Genomic DNA, 12,779 nt, shown 5'->3' with positions numbered 1-12,779 from the left:
CCCCAATGTGGCCTTGGTTGCGTTGAACGCACCCAATGTGGCCTTCGGTGCGTTCAACGCACCGAAGGCCACATTGGGGCGCTCGGCGCGAGCGGCGTGCCGGGGTTCCGGTCTAGGCGGGGGCGCCGACCCAGCGGCGCAGCGCTTCGTCCAGGCCCGGTCCGCCGTCCCACACGACGTAGCCGTCCGGCCGGACGAGCCGAGGTGCCGCCCCCTCCCGGCCCTCGACCCGTCCGGTCCACCCCGCCGGCACTGCCGCGCCGATCAGGACCGCCCGGCCGTCCGGGGCCGCCGGGACGTCCGCACGGCCGCTGACCCCGGCGTACGTCACCCCGATGCCGGACAGCTCCGCGGCGACCGCGCGGCGTGCCTCGGGCACCGCCAGCAGCTCCGTGACCACCGCCCGGACCGCCGCCGCGTCCGGGGCCGGCACGCCCAGGACCGCCTGGGCCCGGGTGCTGACCAGCACGCGCGCCGCGATCGGGTGACGCTCGTCGTGGTAGCTGTCGAGCAGCCCGTCCGGGGCCGTGCCGTGGACCGTCGCCGCCAGCTTCCAGCCCAGGTTCGCCGCGTCCTGCAAACCCAGGTTCAGCCCCTGGCCGCCGACCGGGAGGTGGATGTGCGCCGCGTCGCCGGCGAACAGCACCCGGCCGTGGCGGTAGCGCTCCAGCTGCCGGGACGCGTCGCCGAACCGCGACGCCCACAGCACCTCGCCCAAGACGACGTCCGGCCCGTGCGCCGCGGTCAGTGCCCGCCGCACCTCGTCCGCCGTCACCGGCGCGTCGCGGCCGAGCCGGTGCTGCTCCTCGCCGTACACGATCGTGCGATAGCGGCCGGCGGACAGCGGCAGCAGGTACCCCGACCCCGACGACGGCAGTGTCCAATCCTCCGCCAGGCCGGCGGGCTTGGCGGCCAGGGTGACGTCGGCGACGACCAGCGACGTCCGTGCCGGGCGGCCGGGGAACGCGGCACCCAGCAGCATCCGGACCGTGCTGTGCCCGCCGTCGGCCGCGACCAGCCAGCCGGCGCGGTGCTCGCGGCCGCCCGCGGTGACCGTGACGCCCTCGTCGTCCTGGGCCACGGCGGTCACGGCCGCGCCGCGCAGCACCGGTGTGCGCAGCCGTGCCTCGATCGCCGCCGTGACGTGGGCCTGTTCCACGCCGAGCTGGTACGGGAAGCGCGTCGGCAGGTCGCGGTAGTCGATGGGGACACCGGAGAAGTGCCCGGCGGGCAGCTTCGCCCGCGCGTGCGGCTCGATCGCGGCGAGCAGGCCGCGGTCGGCCAGCACCTCGACCGACCGCGGCTGCAGGCCGAGGGCCTTCGACTGCGTGGCGGGCCCGGGGTCGCGTTCCAGCACCAGGACGTCGACGCCGGCGCGCTCCAGCTCGAACGCGGTCAGCAGGCCGGTCGGGCCGGCGCCCGCGACCAGGACGTCAGGCATCCAGGTTCTCCTTGCGGAGGTACCAGACGTGCCAGGCGATCAGCACGGCCAGCGCGCCGAACCACGCCACGTTGGTGACCAGCGCGATGAGGTCGATCGGCAGCGTGTAGACGAGCACGATGTGCACCACCGCGCTGCCCAGCAGCACCGCGCCCCAGGCGGCGGTGTCGATCCGCAGCCCGCGCCGGAAGCGGGCGTCGGTGTCCCAGCGGCCCGCCCACGCGTCCGCGCCTTCGGCACCGCGCTTGACCTCGGCGATCGTGCGGCCGAGCGTCAGCTGCGCGGGCCGGCCGACGAACACCGACACCAGCATCCACGCGCCGAAGAGGCCGCCCAGCGCCGCCGTCCAGCCTTCGCGGATCACCAGCGTGCGCGGGTCGTCCGACAGCAGGCCGAGCACGACTGACAGCACCAGGACGCTCAGCGTGACCAGGGCGACGAGGTCGATCTTGCGGTTCCGGGCGATCGTCCAGAGCACGTACGGCGCGGCCACCAGGATGCCGGCCATCAGCGCCCACCACTGGCTCACCCCGGCGGCGCGCAGGCCGTAGAACAGCGCCATCGGCACGATCACTTCGAACACGATGGTGCGCACGTTGGCGCGCACCACCCGCCGCAGCCCGGCGTCGGTTTTCTCCTCGGTTGTCATGCGGTTCCCCCAGCGGATCCGGGTGCGGTCGCCCGCACGTAGAGGTCGGCGAGCTCGCGGCCGATGCGCGTGAGCTCGGCGGGTTCGGGCGGGTTCGCCGCCGCGGTGGCGACGACGGCGTCGAGCCCGGTCGTCAGGGCGAGCGCCGTGATCCGGACGTCGAAGGCGCCGAAGACGCCGGCCGCCTGCCCGGTGCGGAAGTGCTCTTCGAACAGGGCGAGCCGCCCGTCGACGGCGTCGCTGCGCGAGCCGGCGTTCTTGACGAGGTCGATCAGTGCCCGCAGCTCGGTGGCGTGCTCGCCGACGAGCTCGACGTTCGCCTCGACGAACGCGCGCAGCTGGGCGACGTGCCCGACGGCGGCGTCGATGCGCGGCTGCATGAACGCCCCGGTGATCTCTTCGATCTCGGTCACGCAGGCCGCGAGGAGGTCGTCCTTGCCGGCGAAGTGGTAGCTGATCATGCCGGTGCTCGACAGGCCGGCGTGCTTGGCGATCCGGCTGAAGGACGCCTTGAGGTAGCCGGCTTCGGCGATCACGGCGATCGCCGCCCGCACGATCTGGGCGCGCCTGCCGGACTCGGTGAACGTTCTTGCTCGCACGAGCAAAATTTAGCTCAGCCAAGCAAACCTGACAAGTTGCCTGGTCAGAGCCGGGAGAAGGGGTGGGTCAGGCGAGCGCGGTGCCGTCGACGACCTGGTTGCGGCCTGCGTCCTTGGCCCGGTAGAGGGCCTTGTCCGCGGCCTGCAGCAGGCGGTCGACGGCCGTGCCGCCGTCCGGGTACGTCGCCACGCCGATCGACGCGGACAGCCCGCCGATGGCGCGGACGTGGCTGCCGTCCTCGTACTCGACCCGCAGGGACTCGATGGCCGACCGGATGCGCTCGGCCACCGCGAGCACGGCCGCCGGGCCGATGTCCGGCAGCAGGACGACGAACTCCTCGCCGCCGAAGCGGCCGACCGAGTCGTAGTCGCGGACGGCGCTCTTGATCGTCGCCGCCACCGCGCGCAGCACCGTGTCGCCCGCCAGGTGGCCGTGGCGGTCGTTGATCAGCTTGAAGTGGTCCAGGTCGATCATCAGCACGCCGAACGTGCTCCGCGTGTGGCGCTGCGCCCTGGCCAGCTCGCGCGACGCGAGCAGGTGCCACCCGGTCGTGTTGAACAGGCCCGTCTTCTCGTCGGTCGTCGCCGCGATCTCCAGCTGCTTGATCAGCACCGCCCGGTGCAGCACCAGCAGCGGCGGCACGATGGCGAGGGTGAGCGCGGGCAGCGTCGCCAGCGTCAGGGCCGTCAGCATGCCCAGGCACAGCGTCGCGACTTCGAGCAGGTTGTCGCCGAGGCCGCCGAAGAACGCCTTCAGCGAGCGGGTCGTGATCGTCAGCGCCGGGAGGATCGTGATCGCCGCGACCAGGAAGTACGTCACCGCCGCGAGCGCGATCGCCGTGACGCCGCGCCAGCCCGCCGTCAGCGCGGCGGACATGTCGCCGACCCCGAGCCACGCGAGCACCAGGTCGGCCGAGTAGCAGGTGACGATGACCAGCGTCGCGTTCAGCGTCGTCCGGAACGGCGGGACGCGCTTGATCCGCGCCAGGCTGCGCGTCGCCAGGTGCACGTACAGGACGGCGACCAGGGCCGCGCCCAGCGCCGGCGGCAGGAGCAGCACCCCGGCGAACGTCCAGACCGACGTCAGGTTGATGTGCGGGGTGTCCGACACGAGGCGCCGGACGCGCTCGACCTGCCGGCCGAGCTCCGCCTGCAGCACGCCGAGCCCGGCGAGGACGCCGAAGACGGCCAGGTCCCACGCCCGCACCGGCACGGCCAGCGCCGTCCAGACAGTGGCGACCAGCGCGACCGACTCGACGAGGAAGCAGTAGAAGACCAGCGACGCGCGCTGCTGCCAGAGGGTCCAGTGAGCAGGGTTCACCGCCGCACGGATCCGTCCCGCGCGGGGTTGGGCCGGACGGGCGCCGTCCATACTCAAGGCGGTGCAACTCCCCTGGGTGATCCGACGATCCGCGTTCCACCCCACCACACCGGGCCGCCGCGATCGATGATTGCCACACGTTCGGAGCAGTGAAGGGAGGCCGCCGCCATGCGCAACCGCGAGTCCTGAGCCCCCGAGTCCCGACGTCCGCGCGGACCACCGGAGGGAGGCCGTCATGCGCAACCGCGAGTCCTGAGCCGCCATGACCCCCGTTCACCGTGTCCGAGAGGAGAGCCGTCGTGCGCAACCGTGAGTCCTGAGCCCGCCGTACCCCTGTTCCGTTCCGATCAGGAGAGAGGAATCGTCACCATGCGCAACCGTGAGTCGTGAACCTCGTCCGCGGGCCCGGGTGGGACCGCCTCAGGCGGTCGCGCCGCCGTCGACCACCAGGTCGTGCCCCACGGTGAACGCCGCTTCGTCCGAAGCCAGCCACAGCACCGCGGCGGCCACTTCGGCGGTGGCACCCACCCGGCCCAGCGGAATCGCGTCCTTCAGCCGCTCGGCGCGGCCGGCGTCCGTCTCGCCGGGGCGCCGGGACATGTCCGTGTCGGTCGCGCCCGGGCTGACGGCGTTGATGCGGACGCCGTCGGCGATGTGGTCGCGCGCCGCCGTCCTGGTCAGCGCGCTCACCGCGGCCTTCGACGCCGCGTAGGCCGCCAGGTTCGGCAGCCTGCCGTGCGCGCCGAGGTTCGACGCCATGTTGACGATCGCGCCGCCGCCGTGCGCCCGCATGTGCGCGACCTCGTGCTTGAGGCACAGCCACGTCCCGGTGACGTTCGTGTCGAGCACCGCGCCGAAGCCGGCCTCGTCGAGGTCGGCGGCCGGTGCCGGCGACCCGAGGATGCCCGCGTTGTTGAACGCGACGTCCAGCCCGCCGTGCCGTGCGACGACCGTCTCCACCATCCGCGCCACGTCCGCCGAATCGGTGATGTCGACGGTCACCGCGGTCGTGGTGCCGCCGATTTCCTTCACCGCCGACGCCAGCCGCTGCTCGTCACGCCCGGCGACGACCACGGTGGCGCCTTCGGCCGCGAACGCCCGCGCCGTCGCCCGTCCGATGCCCGAGCCGCCGCCCGTCACCAGGACGACCTTGCCCGCGAAACGTGCCCCCATCGTGTACCTTCTTTCTGGTCTGATCATTCTCGAATAAGCAGGCGCAGGGCCTGCGAGACGGCGGCGTGCACCCGGCTCGCCGCGTCGGTGCCCTTGCCCAGGACGCGTAGTCCCTGGAGCACGGTGAGCAGGAACCGCGCCAGTGTCGCCGGGTCGCTGCCGTCGGGGAGTTCGTCCTGGGCCTTCGCGCGTTCCAGCGCCATGGTCAGCGCGACCTCGAGGGTGTCCCAGCTGCGTTCCACCAGCCGCGCGACTTCGGGGTCGTGGGGGAGCAGCTCGATGGCCGAGTTGACGACGAAGCAGCCCATTCTCGTTTCGTCGCCGAGGATTTCCGCGGTGTAGCCGCCGAAGAGCCGGCGCACCGCGGCCACCCCGGACCCCGGCTCCGACAACTGGGCCATCACCCGCGCGTCGGTTCGTTCCGCGTAGCGCTTCAACGCGGTGACGTACAGGTCGTGCTTCGTGCCGAAGGTGGCGTACAGGCTGGCTTTGGCGACGCCGAGGTGCGTGACGAGGTCGCTGACCGACGTCGCCTCGTACCCCTGCTGCCGGAAGAGCGTGAGCGCGCCTTCGCACGCTTCGCCGACGTCGAACTCCTTGACCCGGGACATGATCAAAACCCTAGTCGTATCGAGAACGAGCGGTCAAATATGTAGGCGGCGGTGTGTCGCGTCCGGTCACGCCGCGTGCGGTGGCACTATGGCTGCTTCGACCGGCCCGAGGGGGTGAGCGATGCAGGATCGGCTGACGCTGCCGCCGACCGTCGTCGCCACCCACCTGCGCTCCTGCGCCGAGGAACTCGCCGCCGGCCTGCGCTGCGGTGGCCCGGGTGCCACGACGGCCGAGCTCACCGACGTCGTCGCCCAGCTGGTCGCCGGCCAGGAGGCCATCTCGCACGCGCTCGCCGGCCTCGCCGCCCGCGTCGAAGGCGGTTCGGCCGCGCTCGCCGCGGCGCCGCCGCTCGACGTCGAGGTGGTCACCGAGGTGCTCCGCGCGGCCGCCATCGCCTCCCGTTGCTCGGCGGAGGCGCTCGACGAGGTCACGCCGTCGTTCGAATGTGTGAGCGAATCCGTCTCGCCTGACACCCGTTTGTAGCTGTCGATCCGCCGCGGCCGCTGTCTAGCCTGGGAGCTGCGGAGGTGGCACGGATGCGCGCGGTGTGGACAGGCACGATCGGGTTCGGCAGTTACGCCATCCCGGTGAAGGCGTACAGCGCCACCGAGGAGCGGGAGATCCCGCTGCACCAGGTGCACGAGTCCGACGGCGGCCGCGTCCGGGTCAAGCGCGTGTGCGAGGTCGACGGCGCCGAGGTGCCACCGGAGGAGATGGTCCACGGCTACCCGGTCCCCGGCGGCGACGTCGTCCTGCTGTCGGCCCACGAGCTGGCGTCGCTCCCGATGCCGGGCCGCACGATCGCCATCCGCGGCTTCGCGCCGGTGCCCGACGTCGACCCGCTCTGGTTCGCGAAGAGCTACTACCTCGAACCCGAGCCGGCGGGCACGAAGCCGTACGTGCTGTTCAGCGAGGCGCTCCAGCAGTCGGGCCGGCTCGCGCTGGTCACGGTGGCGCTGCGCCGCCGCGAGACGCTCGGCGCGTTGCGGGTGCGCGACCAGGTGATCGTGCTGGAGACGATGCGCTGGCCGGACGAGGTGCGCACCCCGGACTTCCCGTTCCAGCACGCCGACGTCGACATCCGCCCCGGCGAGCTGCGGCGCGCGGTGAACCTGGTCGAGGAGCTGACCGGCGAGTTCGACCCGGGCCGCTACCCCGACCGTTACCGCGAAGCCTTCCAGGCGCTGGTCCAGGCGAAGATCGACGGCGCCGAGGTGGTCCAGCCGACGGCCGCCGAGCAGGCCGAGGGAGTGACCCGCCTGCTGGCGGCGTTGCAGGAGAGCGCGGCCGAAGCGGAGGACGCGCGCAACGCGGCGGTCACGAAGGCCAAGGCGGCGGCTTCGAGGGCCGCGAAGGCGCGTACGACGGCGAAGCGGGCCGCGACCCGCAGCCGGTCGAAGACGTCTTGAGTATTACTACCCACGGGTAATTGAGGGTTCTCACACTCAACCGGCCGTCCCCCGGCGCGGCAGACTTCTCCCTGTCAGCGGGTACCGGATCGCTGGCGAGGGGGGAAGTCGGGACGGCCCCTGGGGAGGTGAGCCGTCCAGACGCCAGGGTTCCGGGGCGGGCCGAAGGAGGAGCGGCCCGTTTCCGGGACCCGTCCCGCACCACGGGGAGGTGGCGCGGGGCCCAAGGGGGTGTCCGAAGGCTGCCGTGGAGGGATCGAGGGGTCTCCACGGCAGCTTTCCGGCGTCCGCGAACCGGCGGTCGTGGTGATCACCTTGCCTGCCCCGCCGAGGTTGCGGCGAGCGGCCCGCGAGAGCGGGAGACCCGGAGCGACTACCCTCGACAGGGCCGGCCGAGTCCGGCGCGCCACCATCGACCCAGCTGGAGCGTGCACACCCGTGTTCGACACCCTCTCCGATCGGCTCACCGCCGCCCTGCAGACGCTCACGCGCAAGGGCAAGCTGTCCGACGCCGACATCGACGCCACCGCGCGCGAAATCCGCATCGCGCTGCTGGAGGCCGACGTCGCCCTCGGCGTGGTCAAGACCTTCATCGCGAGGATCAAGGAGCGGGCGAAGGGCGCCGAGGTCTCCCAGGCGCTCAACCCCGCGCAGCAGGTCATCAAGATCGTCAACGAGGAGCTCGTCGGGATCCTCGGCGGCGAGACGCGCCGGCTCAACCTGGCCAAGACCCCGCCGACCGTCATCATGCTCGCGGGTCTGCAGGGTGCCGGTAAGACGACGCTCGCCGGCAAGCTGGCGATGTGGCTGAAGAAGCAGGGCCACGCGCCGATGCTGGTCGCCTGCGACCTCCAGCGCCCGAACGCCGTCACGCAGCTGCAGGTCGTCGGCGAGCGCGCCGGCGTCGTCACCTTCGCGCCCGAGCCCGGCAACGGCGTCGGCGACCCGGTCGACGTCGCCCGCCGCGCCATCGCCGAGGCCAAGCACGCGCAGCACGACGTCGTCGTGGTCGACACCGCGGGCCGCCTGGGTGTCGACGAAGAGCTGATGAAGCAGGCCGCGGACATCCGCGACGCGGTGAACCCGGACGAGGTCCTGTTCGTCGTCGACGCGATGATCGGTCAGGACGCCGTGACGACGGCCGAGGCGTTCCGCGACGGCGTCGGCTTCACCGGCGTCGTGCTCACCAAGCTCGACGGCGACGCCCGCGGTGGTGCCGCGCTGAGCGTCCGCGAGGTCACCGGCCAGCCGATCCTCTTCGCCTCCAACGGCGAGAAGCTCGAAGACTTCGACACCTTCCACCCCGACCGGATGGCGTCGCGGATCCTCGGCATGGGTGACGTCCTCACCCTGATCGAGCAGGCCGAGCAGGCCTTCGACCAGGACCAGGCCGAGAAGGCCGCGGCGAAGCTGTCCAGCGGCCAGCTGACCCTGGAAGACTTCCTCGAGCAAATGCTCGCGGTCCGCAAGATGGGCCCGATCGGCAACCTGCTCGGCATGCTCCCGGGCGCCGGCCAGATGAAGGACCAGCTGGCCCAGGTCGACGACAAGCACCTCGACAAGCTGCAGGCGATCATCCGCGGCATGACCCCGGCCGAGCGCGACGACCCGAAGATGATCAACGGCTCGCGGCGGCTGCGCATCGCCAACGGCTCCGGCGTCACCGTCCGCGAGGTCAACGACCTGGTCAACCGGTTCTTCGAGGCCCGCAAGATGATGGCCCAGATGGCCGGCCGGTTCGGCTTCGGCGGCGGGGGCGGCGGCTCGAAGTCCCGCAAGGGCAAGAAGGGCAAGAAGGGCCGCGGTCCCACGCCCCCCAAGGTCCGTGGCGGCTTCCCCGGCGGCATGCCGATGCTGCCCCCGGGCGGTGGCATGCCGGGCGGGATGCCCGACCTGTCGCAGCTCGGCGGCATGAACGACGTCCCGGGCTTCGACCCGTCGAAGTTCAAGCTGCCCAAGAACCCCAAGGACAATTGAGCACCGCGCTCCACGCCGCCGGGGTGATCCTGCCCGGCGGCGAGCCGGGGGAGCTGTGGATCACCGGCGGCCGGATCTCCTTCGAGCCGGTGCCGGACGCCGAGACCCTCGGCCGGGACGTCTTCCTCGTGCCCGGCCTGGTCGACGCGCACTGCCACCCCGGCATCGGCGTCGGCGGGCCCGTCTCCCTCGAAGAGGCGGCCGCCCAGGCCCGGCAGGACCGGGACGCGGGCACGCTGCTCATCCGCGACTGCGGCCTCCCGATCGACGTCCGGCCGCTGCAGCGGCGCGCCGACCTGCCGGCGATCATCCGCGCCGGACGGCACCTTGCCCTCACCAAGCGGTACATCCCGGGCCTGGGCATCGAGCTGGACGACCCGGCGCACCTGCCGGAAGCGGTCGCCGAGCAGGCGCGCGACGGCGACGGCTGGGTCAAGCTCGTCGGTGACTGGATCGACCGCGGGGTGGGCGACCTCGCGCCGCTGTGGCCGGACGACGTCCTCGCCGAAGCCGTCAAGGTCGCGCACGACCACGGCGCCCGCGTCACCGCGCACGTGTTCGGCGAAGCCGCGATGCCCGGCCTCATCGCGTCCGGCATCGACTGCCTGGAGCACGGCACCGGCCTGAGCGCCGACCAGCTCGCGGAGCTGGCGCGCCACGACGTCGCGCTCGTGCCGACCCTGATCAACATCGAGAACTTCCCGGGCATCGCGGACAAGGCGGGCAAGTACCCGACGTACGCGGCGCACATGCGCGCGTTGCACGCCGGCGTGGGCGACATGGTCGCTTCGGCCATCGAAGCCGGCGTACGCGTCTTCGCGGGCAGTGACGCCGGGGGCCTGGTCGAGCACGGCAGGCTCGTCGACGAGATCGAGGCGCTCCACCGCGCGGGAATGACGCGCGAGCAGGCCCTCGCGAGCGCGTCCTGGGCGGCCCGCGACTGGCTCGGCCACCCCGGCATCGCCGACGGCGCGCCCGCCGACCTGCTCGTCTACCCGAGCGATCCGCGCGAGGACCTGGGCGTCCTGCGGCATCCTTCGCACATCGTGCTCGGCGGGGTCGTGTACGCCTAGACCCCGCTGATTTCCTTGCGGGGGCGGCACTTTAGCGTGGGGCGCGTGACGGACGACGACGGCGCACGGCGCGTGCTGAGGGCGCACTGGTGTTTCGTGGCGTTCTTCGCGGGGATCGCCGGCTACTACCTGGCCAACCTGATCATCGCCGCGGCGGTCAACCGCAACGTCGGCGAGTTCGACCCCCTCGAACTGCACGACATCGGCCCGCTGCTGCTCCTGGCGTTCGTGCCCAACCTGCTGCTCGGCCTCGGCCCGGCGGCCGGCTCGTGGCTGTGGGGCGAGGGCCTGCGCGCCGACTTCGGCCTCAAGCCGACCTGGCGCGACGTCCGGATCGGCCTCGCCTGCGGCGTGCTCGCGCTGGTCGTCGGCTACCTGCTCAACCTGATGCTGATCGCGGTCTACGGCGCCGACGACGTCTCCGACAGCCCGCTGACCGACCTCGCCGACACCTTCGACGGCGACACCGTGTGGCTGGTGCTCGCGGCCGTGATCGTCATCGCCGGCGCGCCGATCACCGAAGAGCTGCTGGTCCGCGGCACGCTGTGGAACGCGCTGTCGTTCCACCGGGTCCCGCCCTGGGTGGTGCTCGTGCTCACCTCGCTCGTGTTCGCCCAGCTGCACGGCGAGCCGACCCGCACCATCGCCCTGTTCGGCCAGGGCATCGCGATGGGGCTGGCCCGGTACCTGTCCGGCCGGGTCAGCGCCGGGGTGATCGCCCACGCGGCCAACAACCTGCCGCCCGCCGTGCTGCTGTTCGTCGCGCACTGAGGCGTTGCGAAGTTCGATGGACAGTAGCTGGACGGATACTGTGCGATCACATCCCGGCGGCTAGGCTCGACACCTGGAGCCGAGCGACGCGGAGGGCAAGGCGTGACCACTTCCCAGCCCCGGGACCCGGCTGCCGACGCGACGCCGTTGCCGGAGCCGGAGGAGCCCGCCTTCCTGCCGCCCGCGCCGCGGCACCGGTGGGGTTTCGGGGCGTTCCTGCTCGTCGAGGCGGTGCTGCTGGCGTCCGCGGCCTTCGTGTCCGTCCTCGTCGGCGACACCGGCCCCGGCCCGCTGCCGATGCGCGTCGTGCTGCTCGGCACCATGCTGCCGACGATGATCGCGGCCGGCGTCGCGGTGCTGATCACCTACGTCCGCGGCAACGGCCCCCTCGCCGACCTGCGGCTCGAGTGGCGCTGGGCCGACGTGAAGACCGGGCTCCGGTACGGCTGCGTCGGCCTCGTCTTCACCACCGTCGCCGCCTACCTGTGGACGCGGCTGGTCGGCGACGCCAACGCGACGTCGGCGATCAGCGCGCTGGTCGAGGACCGCCGGATGTCGATCTCGGCGGCCCTGGTGATGTTCGTCTACCTCTGGCTGCTCGGCCCGATCTGCGAGGAGATCATCTACCGCGGCCTGCTCTGGGGTGCCGCGGAGCAGCTGCAGTGGCGCAGCGAGCGCTGGGGCCGCGTCGCGGCGTTCCTGCTGTCGACGGCGGTGTTCGCGGCCAGCCACCTCGAGCCGCTGCGGACGACGTTGCTGCTGGTCATCGCGGTGCCGATCGGTCTGGTCCGGCTGGTCACCGGGCGGCTGCCGGGCAGTATCGTCGCGCACCAGGTGAACAACTTCCTCCCGGCGCTGACCATCCTGCTCGGGGCGCTCGGGGTGGCCTCTTTCTGAGTGCGCGGGTGCCATCTGGCAGAATGGTGCACTGCCTGCTTCCGCCGGACCCTCTCACCGCGCGAAAGCTCCTGACCTTCGGGTGCCCGCGTCCGTGTCCCCACTCGGCCCGCGTGCGCCCAGCCCAGCACCAGAGAGACTCGAGGAGAACCCACACCCGTGGCCGTCAAGATCAAGCTGCAGCGCCTCGGCAAGATCCGTGCGCCGTACTACCGCATCATCGTCGCCGACGCGCGCACCCGCCGGGACGGCAAGGCCATCGAGACGATCGGCAAGTACCACCCGAAGGAAGAGCCGAGCCTGATCGAGGTCGTCTCCGAGCGCGCCCAGTACTGGCTGGGTGTCGGCGCGCAGCCGACCGAGCCGGTCCAGCGCCTGCTGGAGATCACCGGTGACTGGCAGAAGTTCAAGGGCCTGCCGGGCGCCGAGGGCACCCTGAAGGTGGCCGAGCCGAAGCCGTCCAAGCAGGACCTGTTCAACGCGGCGCTGGCCGCGGCCGGCGAGGAGCCCACCACCGAGGCCACCACGCCGAAGAAGAAGTCCACCCCGAAGAAGGCCGAGGCCGAGAAGGCGGAGGCCGCTGAGGGCGAGAAGTCCGAGTGAGTTTCCTCGCGGACTCCCTCGAGCACCTGGTGCGCGGGATCGTCGACAACCCGGACGAGGTCCGGGTCGAGCTGCTGACCACGCGCCGTGGCCGCACGCTCGAGGTGCACGTGCACCCCGACGACCTCGGCAAGGTGATCGGCCGGGGTGGTCGCACGGCGACCGCCCTGCGCACCGTCATGGGTGGCATCGGTGGCCGCGGCGTCCGCGTGGACGTCGTCGACACCGACCGCTGAGCCTCATCGAAACGGTCA

The 12,779-nt window shown here is 72.2% G+C and carries 14 protein-coding genes; 8 read left to right on the top strand and 6 right to left on the bottom strand.

Annotation, left to right across the window (positions count from 1 at the left end):
- Positions 1-112: 112 nt before the first annotated feature.
- From I4Q55_RS11600 to I4Q55_RS11575, 6 genes are all read right to left on the bottom strand, one after another.
- Positions 113-1,441, bottom strand: a complete 1,329-nt coding sequence (locus I4Q55_RS11600; protein WP_206786974.1) for an FAD-dependent oxidoreductase — start codon at positions 1,439-1,441, stop codon at positions 113-115.
- Positions 1,434-2,090, bottom strand: a complete 657-nt coding sequence (locus tag I4Q55_RS11595; protein ID WP_206786972.1) for a VC0807 family protein — start codon at positions 2,088-2,090, stop codon at positions 1,434-1,436. The genes I4Q55_RS11600 and I4Q55_RS11595 overlap by 8 nt, the downstream gene beginning before the upstream one ends.
- The gene (locus I4Q55_RS11590) at positions 2,087-2,689 is read right to left on the bottom strand and encodes a TetR/AcrR family transcriptional regulator (RefSeq protein ID WP_307793184.1); all 603 of its coding nucleotides are present in this window, start codon (positions 2,687-2,689) and stop codon (positions 2,087-2,089) included. Before I4Q55_RS11590 ends, I4Q55_RS11595 begins: the two co-directional genes overlap by 4 nt.
- 67 nt (positions 2,690-2,756) lie before the next feature.
- Entirely contained in the window at positions 2,757-4,061 is a 1,305-nt protein-coding gene (locus I4Q55_RS11585) for a diguanylate cyclase (protein ID WP_206786968.1), read from the bottom strand.
- A gap of 369 nt (positions 4,062-4,430) precedes the next feature.
- Positions 4,431-5,183, bottom strand: coding sequence for a glucose 1-dehydrogenase (locus tag I4Q55_RS11580; RefSeq protein ID WP_206786957.1), 753 nt, complete (start codon positions 5,181-5,183; stop codon positions 4,431-4,433).
- Positions 5,184-5,206: 23 nt separating this feature from the next.
- Complete coding sequence (locus I4Q55_RS11575; protein ID WP_206786955.1) at positions 5,207-5,794, bottom strand: TetR/AcrR family transcriptional regulator; 588 nt, start codon at positions 5,792-5,794, stop codon at positions 5,207-5,209.
- A 121-nt stretch (positions 5,795-5,915) separates the two neighbouring features.
- Between I4Q55_RS11575 and I4Q55_RS11570 the strand changes: the two genes are divergently transcribed.
- From I4Q55_RS11570 to I4Q55_RS11535, 8 genes are all read left to right on the top strand, one after another.
- A complete protein-coding gene (locus I4Q55_RS11570; protein ID WP_013223841.1) occupies positions 5,916-6,278 on the top strand; it encodes a hypothetical protein in 363 nt (120 codons plus the stop codon).
- 53 nt (positions 6,279-6,331) lie between these two features.
- Positions 6,332-7,204 (top strand): Ku protein, encoded by an 873-nt coding sequence (locus tag I4Q55_RS11565; protein WP_206786952.1) that lies wholly within the window; start codon positions 6,332-6,334, stop codon positions 7,202-7,204.
- 438 nt (positions 7,205-7,642) lie between these two features.
- Positions 7,643-9,181: a signal recognition particle protein gene (ffh, locus tag I4Q55_RS11560; protein ID WP_206786943.1), complete on the top strand. Its 1,539-nt coding sequence runs from the start codon at positions 7,643-7,645 to the stop codon at positions 9,179-9,181.
- Positions 9,178-10,254 (top strand): amidohydrolase family protein, encoded by a 1,077-nt coding sequence (locus I4Q55_RS11555; protein WP_206786941.1) that lies wholly within the window; start codon positions 9,178-9,180, stop codon positions 10,252-10,254. Before ffh ends, I4Q55_RS11555 begins: the two co-directional genes overlap by 4 nt.
- 45 nt (positions 10,255-10,299) lie before the next feature.
- Entirely contained in the window at positions 10,300-11,025 is a 726-nt protein-coding gene (locus I4Q55_RS11550; RefSeq protein WP_206786931.1) for a CPBP family intramembrane glutamic endopeptidase, read from the top strand.
- 102 nt (positions 11,026-11,127) lie between these two features.
- Positions 11,128-11,922, top strand: coding sequence for a CPBP family intramembrane glutamic endopeptidase (locus I4Q55_RS11545; protein ID WP_206786929.1), 795 nt, complete (start codon positions 11,128-11,130; stop codon positions 11,920-11,922).
- Between the two features lie 159 nt (positions 11,923-12,081).
- Complete coding sequence (gene rpsP, locus I4Q55_RS11540; protein WP_206786927.1) at positions 12,082-12,525, top strand: 30S ribosomal protein S16; 444 nt, start codon at positions 12,082-12,084, stop codon at positions 12,523-12,525.
- On the top strand, positions 12,522-12,761 hold the full coding sequence (locus I4Q55_RS11535; RefSeq protein WP_003103110.1) for an RNA-binding protein: 240 nt from the start codon (positions 12,522-12,524) through the stop codon (positions 12,759-12,761). Before rpsP ends, I4Q55_RS11535 begins: the two co-directional genes overlap by 4 nt.
- Positions 12,762-12,779 lie beyond the last annotated feature (18 nt).

This window comes from Amycolatopsis sp. MtRt-6, assembly GCF_017308975.1.
In the GTDB taxonomy this organism is placed as follows: Bacteria; Actinomycetota; Actinomycetes; order Mycobacteriales; family Pseudonocardiaceae; genus Amycolatopsis.
The sequence above is the reverse complement of the archived record's forward strand: the minus strand, read 5'-3'. Positions and strand labels throughout refer to the sequence as shown.